The sequence below is a fragment of the Sebaldella sp. S0638 genome (assembly GCF_024158605.1).
Lineage (GTDB): Bacteria > Fusobacteriota > Fusobacteriia > Fusobacteriales > Leptotrichiaceae > Sebaldella.
The window spans coordinates 14,954-36,276 of the sequence record NZ_JAMZGM010000006.1 but is presented as its reverse complement, the minus strand read 5'-3'; the positions used below and the strand labels follow the sequence as shown (position 1 = coordinate 36,276).

Sequence of the window (21,323 nt, the reverse complement as noted above, 5' to 3'; positions counted from 1 at the left end):
ATATGAAACTTATTTATCAGTTTAACGAAGGTAATAAGGATATGAAAGATATCCTTGGCGGCAAAGGTGCCAATCTCGCAGAAATGACTTCATTAGGACTAAATGTACCTCCGGGTTTTACTATCAGCACAACGGCGTGCAAGAAATATCTTGAAGATAACACACTTTGGATAGAATTAAAAGAGACTATTCTATCTAACCTCAGACTTTTGGAATTAAAAACAGAGAAATCATTTTTAGGAAACAGGAATTTACAGCCCCTCTTGCTTTCAGTAAGATCAGGAGCACCGAATTCAATGCCCGGAATGATGGATACAATACTAAATCTGGGACTGAATGATTCTTCGGTAAAGCTTTTGGCAGAATTTACCAATAATGAAAGATTCGCCTATGACAGCTACCGTAGATTTATCGAAATGTTTTCAAATGTTGTATCTGAAATTCCGAGAATTGAATTTGAAAAACAATTGGAAAATGTAAAAACCGAAAAAAAATACACTTCTGACTCTGATTTGACAATTTCAGACCTGAAGTTACTTATTGAAAAGTATAAAAAAATATATTACGATTTTGAAAAAACTGAATTTCCGGAAGACCCTACAAGACAGCTTTTCCTTGCTGTTGAAGCAGTGTTTCGTTCATGGAATAACCCAAGAGCAATAACATACAGAAATCTTCATAAAATATCACATGATATTGGTACAGCTGTAAATATACAGTCTATGGTTTTTGGAAATATGGGAAAAACTTCAGGAACAGGTGTTCTTTTCTCAAGAAATCCAATAAACGGAGATGATATGCTTTTCGGTGAATACCTTATGAATGCACAGGGTGAAGATGTAGTCGCAGGGATCAGAACTCCGCTTGAAATAAGCGAACTTAACAAGGAATTTCCAAAAATATATAAAGAACTTTTTGATACTTCAAAAAAACTGGAATTATATTTCAGAGATATTCAGGATATTGAATTTACCATAGAAAACGGAAAACTCTTTTTTCTTCAGGTAAGAAATGCCAAGAGAACTCCTCTTGCAGCAGTTAACTCCGCATGTGACTTTGTAAAAGAAGAACTAATTGATAAAAAGGAAGCTGTAAAAAGAATAAGCTCAAAAGATATTGAAAATCTGCTGCATCCTGTTTTTGACGACACATATCTGAAAAAATCAAAAGTAGTTGGAAAAGGACTTGCTGCTTCTCCGGGAGCTGCATCGGGAAAAGTATACTTTAATCCTGCTGATGTTACTATTGCTAAGAATAAAGGTGAAAAAGTAGTTCTCGTAAGAGAAGAGACTTCGCCGGAAGATATTGAAGGAATGCTTTATTCCGAAGGAATACTTACTTCAAAAGGCGGAATGACATCACACGCTGCTGTGGTAGCAAGAGGAATAGGTAAATGCTGTGTCACAGGATGCGAAGATATAATATTTAATAAAGAAGAAAAATATATTGTTATAAATGATGTAATGATCAAAGAAGGAGATTGTATTTCAATTGACGGAAGTACAGGAAATATATATCTGGGAGAAATTCCAAAGGTAAAACTTGATACTAATGAAAACTTCAAGATTCTCCTGAAATGGCTGGATGAATTCAGAAAAATAGGCGTAAGAGCGAATGCCGATACCCCTAATGATGCAATGCACGCTAACCAGTTTAATACTGACGGAATAGGGCTTTGCAGAACGGAACATATGTTCTTTAATAAAATAAGAATCCCTATTGTAAGAAGTATGATACTGGCTAATTATGAAGATGAAAGAAAAGAATATCTTGATGAGCTTCTAAAGTTCCAGAGAGAAGACTTTGTAGAGATTTTCAAACTTATGGATAATAAACCGGTAAATGTGAGACTTTTAGATCCTCCTTTACATGAGTTTCTTCCTAAGACTGACGTAGAGATAGAAAACCTTGCTGCTTCAATGGGTCTCACTATGAACGATATGCATTACAGAATAGAGAACCTGAAAGAAAGCAATCCTATGCTCGGACACCGTGGATGCCGTCTGGCTATCACTTTTCCGGAAATATATAAAATGCAGGTAAGAGCAATTATAGAAGCTGCTGTTATTTCCAAGGAAAACGGAATAAACATAAGCCCGGAAATAATGATACCTCTGGTGTGTGACAAAAAGGAACTAAAATTTATTAAAAACCATTTGGTTGATGAAATAGAACAAGTATTTAAAGAAAAGAATAACAGCGTGGAATATCACATTGGTACTATGATAGAAATACCAAGAGCGGCACTTCTTGCCGATGAAATAGCAGAGGAAGCGGACTTCTTCAGTTATGGTACTAATGATCTTACACAGATGACTTTCGGATTTTCACGTGATGATTCTAATAAATTTTTATTTGATTATATGAATCATGATGTATTTACTGCTAATCCTTTCTCTACTCTTGATAAAAAAGGAGTGGGGAAATTAATAGAGATGTCAGCACAGCTTGGCAGAACAACAAATAAAAATATAAAACTGGGTATATGCGGAGAACAGGCGGGAGATCCCGAAGCCTTGGAATTATATTCCAAATTAGGCATTACTTACCTCTCATGTTCACCATTCAGAATACCTCTGGTTAAACTAGCTCTTGCTAAACTAGCTATAAACCAGGACTCTGCAGGACAGAGCAACACAATTTAGTTTTTTCTTTTAAAAAATAAATTCACCAAAAGCCTAATTTTTTAAAGAAAATTATGTTTAAGAATTATACGGGATCCCTTATTTATTATCCTAAAATATGTTCAAAGATAATAAACCCGTATATTCTTGCCGAAAGAGCTGTATCTCATGATACAGCCTTTTTATATGCTCTGCTTATAAATTTTATTGACCATACTTCTATTTTCTGTTATTATTTTATTATAAAACTGTAAAAAAGAAAGGAAATCATATGAAAGACTTATGGAACCCTGATTTATATAAAAACAGCCACTCTTTTGTCTATAACTACGGACTTGATCTTCTGCATCTTCTAAATCCTGAAGAAGGAGAAGCAATACTGGACTTAGGGTGCGGTACCGGTGAACTTACTTTTGAAATATCAAAAAAGACTCCTTTAGTAACAGGAATTGATGCTTCTGAAAAAATGCTCTCAGAAGCAAGAAAAAACTATCCTGACATTGAATTTTCAAATGTAAATGCTCTGGAAATGGACTTTCATAATAAATTTGACAAAGTTTTTTCCAATGCTGTATTTCACTGGATATTTGAACAGGAACAATTTCTGAAAAATATCTATAATTCTTTAAAACCCGGTGGTAAACTTATTTTTGAAATGGGTGGTAAGGACAATACGGCAGCTATTCTGTCCAATGTACAAAAATCTCTGATAAAAAGAGGTTTTCATGAAAATGCTGAAAAGAAAATTATGTTTTTCCCTTCTTTGGCTGAATATTCTACACTTCTTGAAAAATCAGGTTTCACTATAAGATATGCACTTTATTTTGACAGAGATACTGTGCTTAGCGGAGAAGACGGTTTAAGAAACTTTATAAATATGTTCCATAATCCGTATTTTGAAGGTATTGATGATGAATTAAGAAGTGAAATCATACAGGAAGTAGAAAATAATGCAAAACCTGTTCTTTACAAAGACGGAATCTGGTATGCTGATTACAAGAGACTTAGAATGGTCGCAGAAAAAATTGTATAACAAAAAAATAAAAGAGCATATTTCAATCAAAATAAAAATATGCTCTTTTTTCTAATCCTGTATTTCAGATTGTCCGGCAGATAAATTTTCTCCGGAAAGCCATAATTTGCCATCTTCAGTAAACCATAATTTGAGAATAATAATCGCCTCAAAAATGAAAAGTACTGCACTTACCCATCCTAATACATCTGCTCCGGTTACCATCATCATGTTATAAATAAGGTACAGCCTCAATCCCAGATATAAAGTATATAAATATAATCCTGTTTTTTTTCTTTTCTGTATCAGAATACCAAATAATAATCCCGAGCCGTAAAGTAAAAAATTCAGCAGGGATAGTATCAGAAATAACCGAAACATATTAGGAAGTTCCACATCATAAACTCCCACTCCCTCATAATAAACCGGTATACTTCTGGGAGACATAATCAGCATTGCAATATTACTCAGAAAGGACAGAATGCAAAGTATTGCTGAAATTATCACCAATGGTTTCCACTGGCTGGCCAATTCGTATTCCCTGTAATTCTTCATAAACACAACCTCCGTTTTATTCCCTTTTGTAATACACTTATTACTTATATTTATTTAGCAAGATACTCTTTTAGTCCCTGATCAAGAGTATATTCAGGCTTCCAGCTCGTAGAGTCTAATAATTTAGTATTATCCAGCCTTGAATTTCTGATATCACCTTTTCTGGCTTCCTTATGTACTGCATCTTTGGTGTACTCTGAATATTTTTTCATAGTATTAAAAAGTTCCAAAATAGAAATATCAGTATTAGTCGATACATTAAAAGTTTCATTTTTTATATTTTCTGTGGCACATATAAAGTTTGCTTTAGAAACATCTTTTACAAAAACAAAATCTCTTGTCTGAAGCCCGTCACCTTCTATAAAAATATCCCCATCTGCTTTTATTTTATCATTAAAAATCGAAACTACACCTGCTTCTCCATGTGCACTTTGTCTCGGCCCGTATACATTGGCATATCTCAATATTACATAATTTACACCAAAAAGTCCTGAATACATTTTTATATATTCTTCCCCAGTAAGCTTGGATAACCCGTAAGGTGACAAAGGAGCCGTTTTATTGCTCTCTTTTGACGGTACTTCCTCCGGTATTCCATATACTGCTGCCGTACTTGAAAATACTATTTTTTCAGTGTTATATTTTTTACATAATTCCAAAATGTTTATCAGAGACATTATATTTTCCTCAGCATCATATACTGTATCTTCTACCGACGAAGAAACGCTTACCTGTGCTGCAAGATGAATTACATAGTCAGGTTTTTCAGCACTGAAAAGCTCCTCTAGTTTCACACTGTCCCTTATATCTATATTAAAAAATTTTATATTTTTCCCGCTAATATTCTCTATGTTTCCGGTTACCAGATTATCAGCTGCCGCTACTTCATAGTTACTCTCTAAAAATCTGTCCACGACATGTGAACCTATAAATCCTGCCCCGCCTGTTACCAGTACCTTTTTCATTCTTATCTTCCTTTCCCTAAAATAACTGTAGTTATTGTATTTAGTATTATCATAAAATCAAATATTATATTATGATGTTTTATGTAATAAAGGTCATATTGAAGTTTAATGTATGAATCTTCTATAGTAGAACCATACTGATACATTATCTGTGCCCATCCTGTCAGTCCCGGCTTTACTGTATGTCTTAGATTATAATACGGGATTTCTTTTTCCAGCTGCTTAATAAAGAATTCCCTTTCAGGTCTTGGCCCTACGAAACTCATATCCCCTCTTATTACATTCCATAACTGGGGAAGCTCATCAATTCTCGTAAGTCTCATAAATTTACCAAAACCGGTTATCCTCGCATCATTTTTCTGAGCCCATTGAGGCCCGTCTTTTTCTGCATCCTGTGTCATTGATCTGAATTTATACATATCAAAAGGTCTGTTTAACTCTCCAATACGCTCCTGAACGAATAAAACAGGCCCTCTTGAACCGAGCTTTACTATTACCGCAGCTATGAGCATAATAGGAAGACATATTGCCCCTATTATTACAGCCATTAATATATCCAGAAGCCTTTTTACCCTCATATTAAAGTTATTATAATATATTTCAAAACCGTCGTTTTCAAGGAACCACTTTTGATCCAGATCACTTATCGGCAGTTTCATTTCCAGATTTTCATAAAAATTCAGATAATTATAGAACTGAAGACCTTCCAGTTTATAATTAAGCAAAATCTCCACAAGCTTGGTATTATTCAGAATTGTTTCAGTAAAATCCACTATTATGTCAGGTTTCAGGCTTTCATACTCTGATTTCAATGCATCTACAAAATTCTCTTTTTTATTGTCAAGAACTCCCAAAAAGCGATACTGCTCACCTTTTTTCAGAGTTTCTATAAGTTCTTCCTGATAATCATTCATTCCTATAAAAAGCACTTTCAGTTTATCTACAAAAACACTTAAAACCAGATATTTGAATAACATCTGAAAAAACAGAATTAGACCAAATACTATTATCCCCTGATTAAAAGTGAACAATTTCGCAAATAAAGAAAGTACAAATAAAAAAGCATTCAGAAATACAGCCATTAACATATCCGAATTTCTGTATCTGCTGCTGCTCATATCATATATATTAAATATATAATACAAACATGCCGAAAATATGAAAATAGCTATATTTCTGCCGCCCAGACTATCGCCTATTAACATCAGGCAGAAGAAATAAACCACTATATTCAGTATAAAGAATAAATATGCAAAATTCTTTCTGACTCCGCTTATACTCATTTTTTCTCCTATTTTTATATTTTAATTTTTTTCTTTTTATAAATCAGATATTTTTCTTTGTTCCTTCCAAAATATAAAAAATAAAGCAGTAAATTGTTTTGAAAAGTGATAATTTTTCATACTTTCTGTATATTTTCCATTGAAATTTTACTACTTTAAGTTTGTTGCTTGATCTTGAATTATCCAAAACTCTGTAATAAGCAAGTGGCTCATCCAGACCATATGCTGTTTTTATATCTCTGACCATTGAAAGCCACAATATATAATCCTCACTTTTTTCCGCCTCTGTAAAATACCGTTTCCCAGTCTTTTCAGTATCGTATATTACCGTAAGGCATCCCATCATATTGGTTTTTAACAGCATATTATAAGTTATTTCCTCTTTTACATGTGTTATTTTTTTTTCATTCCCTGCTCTGTCAACTCTTGCATATGCAGTACATGATATTGCAGCATTTTTATTATTCATGAAATTCAGTTGTTTTTCCAGTTTTTCTCTGTGCCACATATCGTCACTGTCCAAAAACGCTATGTATCTGCCGTCAGAAGCCTCAATTCCTTTATTTCTCGTTTTGGTTACACCAGAATTTTTTTCATTTTTCAGCAGTTTTATCCGTTTATCGTTATCGGAATATTCTTTTACAATATTATAGCCGTTATCCGAAGAACCATCATCTATTACAAGCAGTTCCCAGTTTTTATATGTCTGTGCCAAAACAGACTCCACAGCATCTCTTATAAATTCCTCCCCGTTATAAAGCGGGGTTATTATTGACACTTTATCTATTTTTGTCCACTTCCTTTTTTATGATTTCATACAATCTTTCACGGTTATTTTTATCAGTATATCTAAAATATCTGCTTCTCAGCTGCTTATATTTATCAGGAATCTGAAAATTATCCGAATACAGTTCTCTTATTTTTACCACACATTCATCAATATTAAAAACTGATTCTCCAAACAGATCTTTTTCAAGATCAATATACGATCCGGCCTTTTCTTCATACTGCTCTCTGTCAAACTGAAAAAACAACACAGGTTTATCCAGATAATAAAAGTCAAATGCCATGCTTGAATAGTCAGTTATAAGCATGCTGCCTGTTACTATTTCATTTTGTATATCAGCATCTTTAGGCAGCAGTCTGATATTCTCTCCATTCACTTCCGCACCGAAATTCCCTAAATATTCATGCATAAGCTGATGTATATAAATATTCATAACTATATTATTTTCTTTCAAAAAATCCTGTAATTCTTTATTTTTAACTAATCCTGTTATGTTTTGAAAATAATCGGTTTCTTCTATTGTAGTTTTATCATTTTTTATCCATGGTCTCCATGTAGGCATAAAAAATATTTTTTTCCCTTCACTTTTATTATCAAGTGTATCATATCGGGAATTTCCTGTAATATAGATTTTATTGTTATCTATTTTCCAGTATATATGTTTTATATTTTTTTCATATTCAGCATCTGCCGGATTAATGTCATATGAAATAATAAGACGTTCCACCATTTTTTCCAGCTTAGGATTCATAGGCTGTCTTTTTTTCAGCGCCACTGTCCCGTGATTCAGAAACACTTTCACTGTCTTATAATGAAATCTGTTTATTAACGGCACTGCAAACAAATACGGAACTATATCTGCCGATATTGAATGTGAAAATAATACTGCCTTTGAATTCATGAAATAAAGATATGACTTTATGCTTCCCCTGTCCAGTATTTTACCATTTACCTGTTTTCTTGCAGAGGAATTTTTATTAATAACCCAATATGATTCAATATCTTCTATTTCATTCAGATATTCAAACATTGCTTTTCCGTTATCCACATAAAGCTCGCCGGCACTTCCTCCTGTAAGCCATATATTTCTTCCTCTAAATTTATATTTCACAAAAGGATAAAGAAAAAAAGCTATTGTCATATTTAGTAAAAATACTATTTTTTTCATTTTTTCTCCCCGACCTTGTATTCTTTATATCCTCTTAGTCTCCCCATAAATACATGATAATAGTATCTTCTCTCTTTTGAAATGATCATTCCGCCGATACTTCTTATCATTTTCTTTAAATACTTTGAAAAATATTTTTTATTTTTTCTCAGCTTTACCTCTTTTTTCACAAGGGCTCCATATCCTAAAGCGTATCTGTATGCTCTTTCCACGTCATTGTAATTTCCCTTTTTAGCAGGATGATACACTATTTCATCAGGGAAATATCTTCCCCTGAAACCTTTATGAAGAAGCTCAAGCATATAATCAGTTTCTTCACCGCTTCCGAAATATGCACCTACTCCAAGCTCTGTATCAAACAACGTCAGATCTTCCAGCTTGTAGTTTACAAAGAAAGTTATGGATTTTACAGTTTCCTCTACATTACTGTATGTTATTTCAGCTTCCTCTGTTGCCATTATACCAGTGCCGTAATCTTTTCCACGCTCAAGAGTTCTGCATGAAAAAATTCTGTATTCCTTATTTTCCTCAAAAAATTTCACCACTTTTTCCAGAATATCTTCCGGATATTCACAATCATCATCTGGAAAAGCTATTATATCCCCGTCTGCTATTATAAGACCTTCGTTTCTGTTCAGACTGAGTCCCCAATCGCTGCTCTTTATGTACTTTATATCCAGATGTTTCTGAAATCCTTCTATTATCTCTGTTATAAAATCTCCGGAATTCTGATCCAGTACAATTAACTCAAAATTCTTATAAGTCTGGCTTTCAAGGCTCTGCAAAAATATTATCAGCTCATCACGTCTGTTGATTGTAGGCATTATTAAAGATATCTTCAACTTAAAACCTCCTATTTTATGTCTACATTTATCATATATGGAAAATGATCGCTTAAAGTAGTCCAGTCCAGATACTCGTCTTTTATGAACTTACTGCTTCTCAGACTCCAGTTATTTGTCTTATCTCCAAAGATATAATCTATTCTGGGCTCATCAAATAAATATGTATCATTCCAGCTCTGAATTATCTGCTGGTAATACTCAGATGTAGGCAGCAGATTAAAATCTCCTGTTAAAAACTTTACATCTCCCGGAAACTCTGCCGTTATATTTAACAGTGCTTCCATCTCTTTTGCCTTTATATTCGGGTTATAATCCAAATGCGTATCAATTATGAGCACTTTTTTAGAAAAAATTCTCTCATCTATCTGTGCAGCTATTACCTGACGTTTTTCCGCTCCTATTGAAGGCAGTTCATACTCAAAAATCTTTTCTATGGGATATCTTGATACAAATCCTATGCCGAACTCTCCAGAATCATAATCTCTCGATTTTTTAAAGTAATAATAGCTGTAGTTCAGTTCCTGAGCTATATCCTTTACAATATCGTTAAAATTACTTCTTTTAGTATAATAATCCACTTCCTGCAAAGAAATAAAATCAGGATCAAATTTTTTTATATTTCTCCCTATGGTTGTTCCGTTAGCCAGTCTGCCGCCGTATATATTATATGTCATTATTTTCAAATTTTTTGCCTCCAGGATGTATGTTAAGAAAAACAATACTGTAATTATTTTTTTCATTGAAGTTACCTCTTTTTCAAAGTATATCTAAGAAAGATTTTTAATATCTTAACCCCTTTTTTTATGCCGTGCAGATGCTTTGTTTCCATAAACAGGCTTACTTTCAGACTATTCCAGCTGTCATTCCACCAGTGTATTCCATAAGTATTCTCGGTTATACACTCGTCTGTGTATGTCTCCTTAAAATGATAAGGATAAAAGTATTCTCTCGGGTATAACTCCATATCTTCGTTTTCTATATGCGTGCTTCCGGATTTCATACCAAAATCTCTTTCAAGAATATAAGTGAATATTTTGGGTATTGTCCACAAAGGTTTTTCCCATATTTCATTTTCGTAAAATTCCATCACTTTTTTCAGAAAAATATGCCCTTTTACAGTTCCAAAGATTCCTACACTTATATTTTTTTCATCTTCATACCCTATGAAAAATCTGTTTTCCAGCATTTTATCTATATTTTTAATTATTTCCATATCTATGTCCATATATATTCCGCCATGCTCATACAAATGAACTATTCTTACGTAATCTGATATATAAGCCCATAGTTTTTTTTCGTAGCAAACTCTGAAAAACCTGTTCTCTTCTATATATTTGCTTAAATTAAAATTCGATTCATTTATTTCTATTATATCATATTCCGGTAAGTTTTTCTTCCAAGAATTATAACATTTATGAAAAATCTCAGGCTTTTCCTTGTCTCCCATCCAAATGTAATAGATCTTCTTTTCTATCATTATAAGCTCCTTTTATTCTAAAATACATATTTTCCAGTATCTGCATTGCCAGATATAGTATTGTATAAAATAACATTCCTTTTATTAACCCGCTTCCAAAAAATGAACCTCTTGGTATATAAAAAAGATTTGGTATAAAATATGCTGATATCAAAAGCATATATCTGCTTTTAGTAACGTATTTTTCATATTTTATAATTATATATCCTAATAACACTGACCCGATAATAAGCCATATATATCCCAGATCATAAAATTCCGCTATATAATTCGACCCTATTCCTTCACCTCTGATATATGCAGCGGAATTCAAATAATAAGTAAGCCTGTCAGCAAGAGAATTAGTAGCTTTCAGAGTTTCCACAGACTGCGGCGGAAATCCGAAAAGCCCCTGTAAAATATACGGGTATGTCTTACTTTCATGTATATAATTTTTGAACTGTATCAAATATCCCAGAACCAGATAGCTTACTCCCTGTGAGTGTAAAAAATCAAATATTCCGTTTATCAGATCCAGTGAAAATACCTTTTTACTTCTCACAGAAACCAGCACCTGAGAAAATATCATAGTAAAGACCCCGAGTTTTATAATAGTGCCAAACCTTATTTTTGTCCCGTATACTTTATAATAATACCACATTATAAATAAAAGCTGTGTAAGGAATACCGATCTGGCTCCTTTCATGGAATCTATGAGCTTCACAAGGAGGTACAGAGAGCTTATGGATATAAATTTCTTTTTTGATGGTATTGATATAAGAAAAATCAAAAATCCTATTGTCATTATAGTACCTGATCCTTTTGTAAATACCGGATAATCTATATTTTTCAATACTCCTGTATAGTATGCCTCATAACCCACCTGAAGAATCAGTCTCAGCTGTATCAGCATTTTTGCCAGTATTCCCGGAAGGCTTAATAAAAATAAAATAATTCCTATTTGTGTAAAAAATGGTCTTGACTGTAATTTTACTTTCAAATGCAATTCTTTTTCATTTAATATTGAAATAGCGAATCCTAAATGTGTAAAAAGCAGAATCAATATAAAAACTTCCAGAATTTCATTCCTGATTCCGTAATAAAAATAATAATTTGCAAATTTCGTTGCCCATCCAAAAGTCCTGTATCCGATTATATCCAAAAAAACTCTGGTAAAATTGAATAAAAAGAGCGTATACAAAAAAATCATATATGAATTCAGCCAGCTTAAATACATTTTAGCTGTTAATATCGTGTATATATATAATACAAGCAACACTGCCTCCAAAAATTTCATGCTCTCCACATTGTCAACCGGTGTAAAGATATTCGTCAGAATCAGGACAAACATTATTACAAATACATGAAATATCAGAAATAATACTTTATTGTGTTTCATTTGGGCTCCTTTTATTAATTTCAGTTTATATATACTGTTTATGCAATTTTTTTTCTTCATTTTTGTTAACCGAAAAATGATTTTACTTTTTATAGAAATAAGGATGTTTATTTATTATAATTCTCCCACTTTTCCAAAATATCCTGAAATATTTCATTCTCACTCTGAATGCTCAAATTATAAATATGATAATCTTTCTCACGGCGAAACCATGTCATCTGCCTTTTGGCATATCTTCTTGATTCCATTTTTATCTTATCCACAGCATTCTCAAGTGATATCTCTCCGTTGAAACAGGAAAAAAGCTCTTTATAACCTATAGCACTTATTTTATAGAGCGAATTTTTATACTTATTATAAATTTCTTCTGCTTCATGTAAAAGACCATCATTCATCATTATGTCAACTCTTTTATCAATTCTGCTATATAACTCTTCTCTGTCTCTTACCAATAAGACTTTCATAAAATTATAGTTATTTCTTTTTATATTTTTATTTTTTAAAATACTAAATTTTTCCCCGCTCAAAATACACACTTCCAAAGCACGCAGAACTCTTATCTTATTCTTTATATCTATCTCATTATATGATTCAGGATCAAGATTATAAAGCTCTTCCTGCAATTCTTCCAAAGACTTCTTTGACAGATTTTTCCGAAGATTTTCATCTTTTTCAGGAAGTTCTGATATCCCGTTTGTCACAGCATTTATATAAAGTCCTGTTCCTCCGGCGATAATAATATCCTCATTATTTTTCTCTTTTTCTTCCAGTATCCCGTTTACATCCCTTTCAAAGTTCCCTACAGAATAATCCTCATCCGGCGAGATAATATCTATAATATAATGTTTTATGCCGTTCATTTCTTCAGGTTTTATCTTTGCTGTTCCTATATCCATGCCTTTGTATATCTGCATTGAATCTGCCGATATAATTTCTGTTTTCAGCTTTTCGGCGAGTTTAAGAGAAAGCTCGGTTTTCCCTACACCTGTAGGCCCTGCTATTACTAATCCTTTCATGCCTCTCCCTTTTAAACAATGTATTCGAATTCATATGTTGCGATTACAATGGTATCTCCGTTTTTAGCCCCGGCTTTTTCCAGTTTACCTTCCATTCCCAAAGATCTCATCATGTGAAGGAAGTTTACCACACCTTCGTCACCGTTAAACACATATTTTTTCAGGACATTATCCACTATCTGCCCCTCTACTTCAAATACTCCTTCATCTATTTCTGTTATGATCCAGTCTGATTTTCTGTTTATAATCTCAGGAAGAATTTCTTCAAGCGAATGTTCCTCTTCCAGCTCTTCCCTCGGGATTTCCTGAATCAGCTTCCATGTTTCACTGATTACGTCCTTAATACCTTCTCCCGCAAGAACAGAAACAGGAAAAACCTTTTCATAACCTAAAGATTTCACAAATTCTTCAAATTCATTATACTTTTCATCATCAAAAAGCATATCTATTTTATTGGCAATTACTATCTGCTTTTTCTTTGACAGCTTTTCACTGTAATTTTCGAGTTCTTTATTTATTTTTATGAAGTCATCCTTAGGATCACGCCCGTCCATTCCGGAAATATCCACTATATGCAATATTACCTTACATCTCTCAATGTGTCTCAGGAACCTGTCTCCAAGCCCTGTTCCTGTATGGGCTCCTTCTATTAATCCCGGAATATCTGCTATTACAAAACTTTTTTCATCTCCGAGACGTACCACACCAAGCTTTGGTTTCAATGTGGTAAAATGATAACTCGCTACCTTTGAACCTGCAGAAGATACTTTATTTATAAAGCTTGATTTCCCTACACTTGGATAACCTACGAGTGCAGCATCAGCAAGAAGCTTCAATTCCAGCTTTACTTTCAATTCCAGTCCTTCTCTTCCGCTTTCTGCCAATTTAGGAGCTTTTCTTACAGAAGATTTAAAATGTACATTTCCTCTTCCGCCGTCTCCTCCTTTTAAGAAAACTGCTTTCATATTTTCCTCATTCAGATCCATGAGAAGTTTATTAGTTTCTACATCTCTTATCATAGTACCTACAGGCACCTTTATTACAAGATCATCCCCTGACTTCCCGGCAGCTCTGTTTTTTCTTCCGTTTTCACCGTTTGAAGCCACGAACTTTTTGCTGAACTTAAAATCAACGAGGGTATTTATATTAGGATCTGTTTCAAAAACTATATCTCCGCCTTTTCCTCCGTCGCCGCCGTTTGGTCCGCCGAATTGTACAAACTTTTCACGCCTGAATGTAGCGGCTCCGTCTCCTCCGTCACCGGATTTTAAAAATATTATGCTTTCATCTATAAACATTTGTTCTCCTTTATTTCATTATTTATGAATTTTCTGTATTTTTTATAAATATTGTTTATTATATCACATATTGCTGTTGCTGTATACACTTGATATTTTCTGTATTTTATAATATTTTTTAAATAGTATAATATTATAAAAGAGACGAAACATTTCTGTTCCGTCCCTAAACAATTAATTATAATTAAAATACTGCTTTCAGAGTGACACCTGCTCTGTAATCATCACGGCTGTCATTTCCTACTCCATATTCTCCGTTAATAAATATTCCGTATCTGTCTTCTATTTCTACACCAATTGAAGCTCTTGTTCTGAAAGTTCCTTTTTCATCTTCCGGTTTTGATAATTTATGATAATTATCTTCCACAGAGATTAATCTTGCTCTCTCTCTTTCGTTCAAGTCAGCAAGCTCGTATTCATAAGCTACATCAAGTGCACCTTTCAGCTGCCATGCTGTATTCGATCCAAGAGGTACTGCTCCTTTTACTTCCACTCCTACTCTTGGTTTTGCACTCCATGCATCATTTCCTTCCACTTCCAGTGCTTCGAGTCCTTTTTCACTAAAGTCCGGTCTTGTTACATACATTGCCCTGAATGCTCCGTAAGGTGTAATGCTCGCCTTTTTCCCTAATGAAAATTCTCTGCCAAGTATATTATCAGAAGTTACTGAGTATGTTTCATATGATCCGTTCATTTCTGATCTTCCTGTTGGTGAAGGCCAGTCTATATTTCTGTCTATATTATGGAAACTTACTCTTCCTGTTAGATTATTTAATACTTTCCAGTCATTAGCCTTGTATTTATTATGAATACCCAGCTGAACCGTATCTACCCATTCCTCACTCTGGTTTCCGTCCTTGAATTCAAATCCTGTGTGTAAATAACCAAGTGAATACCCGAATGTGTGTCTGTAAGTTCTTTCTACTTCACGTAAAGCCAATACTCCTGTTGTAGTATAATCATATCCTACTACTCCGTCTGTATCTTCAGTATTTCTTCCTTTTCCTGCTATAACATTTATTTTTACATTTTCTTTTGTATTGTTTGTTGAATTTTGAAGAAGATCAAGCGAATTTTCAAAAACTCTTGCCATATCATCTTCTCTTTGATTTATGTTAGAATAAACATTACCTGCAAGACTTGCCATTACATGTCTGAAGTCTCTTTCATTTTCCAGAAGATCTATCTGGTCAAATATTTTACCGCCATCTCCAGAAGCTCCTGCATATTTATCATCCAGTGCCTTACCAAAATCATCGTACCATAACCCGTCTGTAAAATCATGATAATCAATTTTCTGCATGTATATATCCACATTTCCGTCTGCATTTACTTTTGGCGTTGCTTCCCATGTAAGTGATTTACTTACTACAGGTATTTTTCCATTTGATGATGTTATTGTCCCGTTGCTTGTCAGAAAAACATCTTCCAGTTTATATACTTTGGCATTAGTCCCCTGTGAAAAATCCGGGAGTATTTTTACTGTATCTGTTATATGCATACTGTTAGCTGATATTGATCCGCTGTTCAATGTGAAATCAACACCAGGAATTGTAGATTCCTGTAATGTATCAAGGTTTGGCTTTAATGAAATTTCCATTCCTTCATTGCTGAAATGTCCGTTTACATTTATTATTCCGGCATTTATAAGTTCAGGTATTGCATAACCGTCCTGTAATTTTACAGATGAAGCTCCGTCAGAAAAATTGATAGTTCCTTCATTTATTATTTTACCATCCGGCGCAATTATTCCGATTCCGTTATTTCCGGAAACATTTATTGTACCTTTATTTTCTACTTCGGTATTTAGTGTCCCGTATATTCCCACAGAATTTTCTCCTGTTACTGATATTACTGCATGGTTTATTATTTTTCCGGCATTTTTACCGGCAATACCTATTACGCCTTCACCATATAATGTAATATCCCCAAAGTTTTCAAATCCTACTCCGCCGTCAGCAAATATACCAATTGCTCCTTTTTTAGGATTTGCCAAACTTCCTGCAGTTATTATTCCGTGATTTTTAGCTATTACCGAGTTGTCTTTTACATATACCCCTACTACATCTTCTCCCAGACTTATATTTCCGTAGTTTTCTACTTTTGAATTTTCCCCGTAAACACCTACTGAATATCTGCTGTTTTCTGCATCTACTATACTGCCGTTATATATAATCTGAGAATTCCCCAAATATATATCCCCGTGATTTTCTATACTTCCGCCCTTATTATATATACCTATATTTCCTGTTCCTGTATCAGCTGTTATTGAAGAATTATTTACTACATTTCCTCCGTTAACAGTATAAAAGACTATATTGTTTGAACCTGTCGCGGATATAGCTGCTATATTTGAACTTGTCACAGTTCCGGCACCATTTCCATATACGAATATATTTTCGTCTCCTAATGTTATTGAACCGTTATTAGTCAGTGTTGCCCCAGATTCCAGCACAAATCCGATACTTTTATTTCCTAATGTTATACCTGAGCTGTTATTTGTTATTCCGGCACCATTAACTGCGTACACTGCCACCGCTTCATTGCTTCCGACATTTATTGATGAACCGTTGTTCAGATTTACCAATCCTCCAGATGCGTATATTCCTGTTCCAGCATTACCGGAATTTATATCCCCGCTTTGAGTAACAGTACCGTCTTTACTGTAGATTCCCACAGAATTATCACCGGTATTTATTTTATTAGCATTTATAATGCTGTTTCCTGATGTACTGCTGTATATTCCTATACTTGGGTTATTTATGTCAGAAGAGTTACCCATAGTTATTATACCATCATTAGTTATTGTTTTTGCCGAAGTACCTGCGGTATAGATTCCTATTGAATTTTCCCCTGATAAATCAATAACTCCTGATCCGTCATTTTTTACTGAAGTCCCTGTAATATCTCCTTCGGAATAAATCCCTATTACAGATTTTTCAGCACTATTTATTGATGCGTTGTTATTCAGGCTTGTTGAATCTGTCCCGAATATTCCGACTCCGTTCTCTCCTGTTTTTATCTCACCGGAAATATTATCAGCCTTAGCACCTTTATTATATATTCCTATTCCGCTTACTCCAAGAACTATATTATTTTCATTTACTGCATCAGCACCATCAGTATAAATTCCTGTAGAGTTAGATCCTGTTAATGATAATACCCCTTTATTTACAGCTTTTTGACCAGTTGCTGCCAATCCTGTAACTTTTGCCGCTGTAGAAGTAATTACAGCACTGTTTCCAAGACTGATATTCGAATTATCCCCGTATATCAATACCGATTCCTCACCCAGACCAGATATAGTTCCGTCATATGTAAATGTATTATTCTTTACATTTGCCAGTGTCAGTTTTAATCCCGGATCTATATTTACCAAAATATTTTCAAGTCCTGTTGTTACAGAGCCTGCTCCTACTACAAAAACTGTGTTGTTATTTCCTTTTACATTAATAGTCCCAGCTGTTGCAGTCAGATCAGATGTTCCACTCAAAATTATCCCTGTAGAATCAGTTCCTGCTAATTCTATTATTCCACCGTTAATATTGATTTTACTGTCCTTAGAATATATTCCTGCCCCGTTAGAACCAACTTTTATATCTCCTGTAGAGTTAACAGTCGATCTATTAGCATAGACACCTGTACCTTTATCTGTTGTTCCGCTTAAATCTATCATTGATCCTGCATTTAGGTTTACTATTCTGTTTGTTATAGATGGTGATACTGCAGCATCATTATTATCAGCATAAATTCCGAATGATTTTGATCCTGATACTGTTATTTTCCCGTCATGCTCCAGTTTAAACGTACCGTCTCCGTACCCGCTGCTTACTACTGTTCCTGTCAATGGATCTGTCACATAACTTTGAAGTACTATTCCCGCACCCTCACTGCCTGTCTTAATTTCACTTCCCGCAGCAGTGATCACTTCAGTTCCGTTTACACCATAAATTCCGTAAGATTTTGAACCGCTTGTTTCTATAATATTATTATTTTCTATTATTCCGTAATTAGAATAAATACCAATTGATTCCTGTCCTGAAAGATTTATTTCGCCGTTATTAACCAGATTTACAGTATTTTTAGCTAATCCCGCAGCATTTGCCTGTGCCATTCCTACTTTTGAATTTCCTGCACCTGTGATTATACTGTTATTTATTATACTGCTGTTTGCCATCTCTATTTTTGTATAATCTGAATTTGTATCATCGAGATTAACATTTTTATCTATGTTTAAAAGCCCTTTATGAAGCAGGATCGTTTTATAGTCACTTCCGTTTATTGTCATTGTTGTAAAGCCGGCAGTATTTATACCATCCACTACACTCAGGTTAAGCGATACATTCCCCAGCGAGAATAATCTTGAACCTGATTCCATGTTCAGTTTAAGACCGCTTATATTTATTCCCGAACTTGCAAGAAGACTTTCTATGTCCGCAGATGTTGTTATATTCGTTGATCCTACTCCGCTTCCTATTACATAAAAAGCTGTTCCTCTTTCTGTTGAATCAGAGCCTCCTTTTATTGTCCCTTCAAGGTTTTGAATATTTATTATTCCGTTTCCAGTAGCATAAAATCCTAAACTTTCTTTTCCAGTAATGAATTTTGTATTTTTTAGGTTTAATGTACCATTCTGCCCAGAATTAAAATTTATTCCTCCGCCGGAAAGATTAACATTTCCACCTGTTATTTCAACATTACTCGCAGAAGAACTTCCTCCAGCATATGCGCCTACTGATCCTGAACCTGTTACATCAATATTAACAGTTCCTCCTTTTACTGTTCCGCCCTTTGCTATCAGTCCATATGAATCAGCTCCGCTTACAGTTAACTCATTCGTGTTCTCAAATGACGCTCCATCTGTAACTATAATACCGCTTGATCCTGTACCGGACACTGATATTTTCCCCGTATTTTTCCCAGAAGATGAAGCTCCGTTAAGTACTGCTCCTGTATTATCCGTACCTGCAGTTATACTTATTTCTCCGCTGTTTTCCACTTTTCCTGACGATGCATACATACCTATATTTTTAGAACCGCCTGTTACAGTTATTTTCCCTGATGCTGTATTGCTCAAAAAACCGCCTGCACTTCTTAGTCCTATTGACTCAGAACTTCCAGTTAAAGTTATTTTTCCGTCATTTTTTATTTCATTTGTAATCTCAGAATATAATCCAAACGACTTATTGGAATTTATAGCTATACTTCCTTTATTCAAAACTCCGCTTTCTATTATACTCTGTACTACTATACCTCCGGACTCGTCTCCTTTTACTGTAATTATTCCTGCGGTATCATTCAGTATTGACGAACCTGTCATTAGGTTACTGTTTTTCGGAAGGGCTATTCCAAAACTTTTTGTGCCGTTTAATTCTATATTTCCGCTGTTTAAAGCTTTTAATTTCCATGCCCGTCCTGCAGCTCCATTTAAGGCTATTCCCGTAGACTGTGATCCACTCATTATTATATCTTTTCTGTTTTCAAGTGCGTTAAGCCCCCATGCATCCTGCTCAGGCGTAAATACCATCGCTACCTGTTTATTCCCCTTACCTTCTATTGTCCCGTTATTTATCGCTGTCATATCAGGATCATTTACAGTAGGCACACTTCCAATTGACATATCATAATTAGATTGAACCTCCAGTCCAGCAGTTTCTTCAGAAACGAGAGTAACTTTTCCGTTATTAGTAAATGTAAGATTTTTATTTGAATCTATTGAAACAGCTCTTCTTTTGCTGACATCTACTACCATTTCAGAATTTGCAGCTGAAGAGAATGATCCACCGTTACCGCCGTATTCTACAACAGAATTATCCTTATATGTATTTGACCCTCCAGGCATTCCTGCTACAGTACTTAATGTGTGTGTACCAGCTCCTACATTAACGTTAACACCCAGTAATGTATCTCCTGCACTGTTGGCGTATACTATAAGAGATGGTATAACTATGCTTACTGTAGGTGGATTTACTGAATTTACTATTGGTGCCTGTGGATTAAAAGTTATCAGATCCAAATTTGGCGCCTTTAGACTATCAAGTACGATTTCTCCCTGTACCGCGGGTACTGCCGGCTTTTCAGCATTTAAATTTATTTGTATATTAAAGTTTTCTCTATTTATTTCTCTTAGAGGTATACTCATTCCTAAATCAATTATTTTAGGTTCTTGTGGCGGTTTATACGGCTTTGCTCCAGGAGTTGTAGAAACAAACTCACCATTTGAATCATAATAACCCTCAGTCCCTGATCTATATCTTGCATTCTCTGAAGTATTATCTCCGTTATCTCTTTCAGCATAAAATGCTGATGCAAATATCTGCCATTCAAGATATTCAGGCTTTACTATATAATCTCCCTGAAGATATAAATCTTTTAATTCTTTATTTCTTTTATTTAGAATATCTTCAAGCATTTTATAAGTTCCATTGCTGGATTTCCCGCTTTTCATATCTTTTATTATTTTATTGTATACATTATCACTGTTCATATTTAAAGACTTTGCAGGTGCACTTCCCGAATATGTCGACAATACTGCATTTAATGCAAGTGAAAATGCTATAATGCTTTTATTTTTTTTCATTTCTCCTCCTTATAAAAAAGCTGTGTATCTGCTATATTTTTTTGATTATTTTGATGAAAAACCCTACTTATCTTTCATATTAATAATAAAAATATCAGTTTATAAATATATAATTCCACGCTATTTCGTCATACAACTTTTTATTTTCAAAATAAAAAAACAATATTATTGTTTTTTCAGATTCACTTAATTGTATATTCTGAATATATAAAAAACAAAGATGTAATATGTTTTAATATGGAAATTTTATATTTTTATAAAAATTTACACTTATAACATTATACCTGAATATTAAAATTAAGTCAATAATTATAATATTTTAGTTATATTTAACA

At 33.9% G+C, this 21,323-nt stretch carries 14 protein-coding genes; 2 read left to right on the top strand and 12 right to left on the bottom strand.

Going from position 1 to position 21,323, the window contains the following annotated elements; all coding sequences use genetic code 11:
• Window positions 1-2: 2 nt before the first annotated feature.
• Both ppdK and NK213_RS03235 read left to right on the top strand, forming a co-directional pair.
• Window positions 3-2,645, top strand: a complete 2,643-nt coding sequence (ppdK, locus tag NK213_RS03240; protein WP_253346636.1) for a pyruvate, phosphate dikinase — start codon at window positions 3-5, stop codon at window positions 2,643-2,645.
• A gap of 250 nt (window positions 2,646-2,895) precedes the next feature.
• Window positions 2,896-3,657, top strand: coding sequence for a trans-aconitate 2-methyltransferase (locus NK213_RS03235; RefSeq protein ID WP_253346635.1), 762 nt, complete (start codon window positions 2,896-2,898; stop codon window positions 3,655-3,657).
• Window positions 3,658-3,708: 51 nt separating this feature from the next.
• Here NK213_RS03235 and NK213_RS03230 read toward each other — a convergent pair whose 3' ends face one another.
• From NK213_RS03230 to NK213_RS03175, 12 genes are all read right to left on the bottom strand, one after another.
• Window positions 3,709-4,191, bottom strand: a complete 483-nt coding sequence (locus tag NK213_RS03230; protein ID WP_253346634.1) for a hypothetical protein — start codon at window positions 4,189-4,191, stop codon at window positions 3,709-3,711.
• Window positions 4,192-4,241: 50 nt separating this feature from the next.
• Entirely contained in the window at window positions 4,242-5,156 is a 915-nt protein-coding gene (locus NK213_RS03225; RefSeq protein ID WP_253346632.1) for an NAD-dependent epimerase/dehydratase family protein, read from the bottom strand.
• Between the two features lie 2 nt (window positions 5,157-5,158).
• On the bottom strand, window positions 5,159-6,439 hold the full coding sequence (locus NK213_RS03220; protein WP_253346630.1) for a sugar transferase: 1,281 nt from the start codon (window positions 6,437-6,439) through the stop codon (window positions 5,159-5,161).
• A gap of 43 nt (window positions 6,440-6,482) precedes the next feature.
• Window positions 6,483-7,217, bottom strand: a complete 735-nt coding sequence (locus NK213_RS03215) for a glycosyltransferase (protein ID WP_253346628.1) — start codon at window positions 7,215-7,217, stop codon at window positions 6,483-6,485.
• Between the two features lies 1 nt (window position 7,218).
• Window positions 7,219-8,394: a CDP-glycerol glycerophosphotransferase family protein gene (locus NK213_RS03210; RefSeq protein WP_253346626.1), complete on the bottom strand. Its 1,176-nt coding sequence runs from the start codon at window positions 8,392-8,394 to the stop codon at window positions 7,219-7,221.
• On the bottom strand, window positions 8,391-9,236 hold the full coding sequence (locus tag NK213_RS03205) for a glycosyltransferase family 2 protein (RefSeq protein ID WP_253346621.1): 846 nt from the start codon (window positions 9,234-9,236) through the stop codon (window positions 8,391-8,393). The genes NK213_RS03210 and NK213_RS03205 overlap by 4 nt, the downstream gene beginning before the upstream one ends.
• 11 nt (window positions 9,237-9,247) lie before the next feature.
• The gene (locus NK213_RS03200) at window positions 9,248-9,979 is read right to left on the bottom strand and encodes an endonuclease/exonuclease/phosphatase family protein (RefSeq protein WP_253346619.1); all 732 of its coding nucleotides are present in this window, start codon (window positions 9,977-9,979) and stop codon (window positions 9,248-9,250) included.
• 5 nt (window positions 9,980-9,984) lie between these two features.
• The gene (locus NK213_RS03195; RefSeq protein WP_253346617.1) at window positions 9,985-10,716 is read right to left on the bottom strand and encodes a glycosyltransferase; all 732 of its coding nucleotides are present in this window, start codon (window positions 10,714-10,716) and stop codon (window positions 9,985-9,987) included.
• Window positions 10,664-12,094 carry an O-antigen polysaccharide polymerase Wzy family protein gene (locus NK213_RS03190; protein ID WP_253346615.1) on the bottom strand — a complete coding sequence of 477 codons (1,431 nt, stop codon included), beginning with the start codon at window positions 12,092-12,094 and terminating at the stop codon, window positions 10,664-10,666. Before NK213_RS03190 ends, NK213_RS03195 begins: the two co-directional genes overlap by 53 nt.
• A 107-nt stretch (window positions 12,095-12,201) precedes the next feature.
• A complete protein-coding gene (gene miaA / locus NK213_RS03185; RefSeq protein ID WP_253346612.1) occupies window positions 12,202-13,110 on the bottom strand; it encodes a tRNA (adenosine(37)-N6)-dimethylallyltransferase MiaA in 909 nt (302 codons plus the stop codon).
• Between the two features lie 11 nt (window positions 13,111-13,121).
• The gene (obgE, locus tag NK213_RS03180; protein WP_253346610.1) at window positions 13,122-14,408 is read right to left on the bottom strand and encodes a GTPase ObgE; all 1,287 of its coding nucleotides are present in this window, start codon (window positions 14,406-14,408) and stop codon (window positions 13,122-13,124) included.
• 184 nt (window positions 14,409-14,592) lie between these two features.
• Window positions 14,593-20,988 (bottom strand): autotransporter domain-containing protein, encoded by a 6,396-nt coding sequence (locus NK213_RS03175; RefSeq protein ID WP_253346608.1) that lies wholly within the window; start codon window positions 20,986-20,988, stop codon window positions 14,593-14,595.
• Between the last annotated feature and the right edge of the window lie 335 nt (window positions 20,989-21,323).

What these genes read in the sequence shown, in the direction of transcription:
- ppdK (WP_253346636.1), top strand. Translation starts at nt 3, where the DNA reads ATGAAACTTATTTATCAGTTTAACGAAGGTAATAAGGATATGAAAGAT.
- NK213_RS03235 (WP_253346635.1), top strand. Translation starts at nt 2,896, where the DNA reads ATGAAAGACTTATGGAACCCTGATTTATATAAAAACAGCCACTCTTTT.
- NK213_RS03230 (WP_253346634.1), bottom strand. Translation starts at nt 4,191, where the DNA reads ATGAAGAATTACAGGGAATACGAATTGGCCAGCCAGTGGAAACCATTG.
- NK213_RS03225 (WP_253346632.1), bottom strand. Translation starts at nt 5,156, where the DNA reads ATGAAAAAGGTACTGGTAACAGGCGGGGCAGGATTTATAGGTTCACAT.
- NK213_RS03220 (WP_253346630.1), bottom strand. Translation starts at nt 6,439, where the DNA reads ATGAGTATAAGCGGAGTCAGAAAGAATTTTGCATATTTATTCTTTATA.
- NK213_RS03210 (WP_253346626.1), bottom strand. Translation starts at nt 8,394, where the DNA reads ATGAAAAAAATAGTATTTTTACTAAATATGACAATAGCTTTTTTTCTT.
- NK213_RS03200 (WP_253346619.1), bottom strand. Translation starts at nt 9,979, where the DNA reads ATGAAAAAAATAATTACAGTATTGTTTTTCTTAACATACATCCTGGAG.
- NK213_RS03195 (WP_253346617.1), bottom strand. Translation starts at nt 10,716, where the DNA reads ATGATAGAAAAGAAGATCTATTACATTTGGATGGGAGACAAGGAAAAG.
- NK213_RS03190 (WP_253346615.1), bottom strand. Translation starts at nt 12,094, where the DNA reads ATGAAACACAATAAAGTATTATTTCTGATATTTCATGTATTTGTAATA.
- miaA (WP_253346612.1), bottom strand. Translation starts at nt 13,110, where the DNA reads ATGAAAGGATTAGTAATAGCAGGGCCTACAGGTGTAGGGAAAACCGAG.
- obgE (WP_253346610.1), bottom strand. Translation starts at nt 14,408, where the DNA reads ATGTTTATAGATGAAAGCATAATATTTTTAAAATCCGGTGACGGAGGA.
- NK213_RS03175 (WP_253346608.1), bottom strand. Translation starts at nt 20,988, where the DNA reads ATGAAAAAAAATAAAAGCATTATAGCATTTTCACTTGCATTAAATGCA.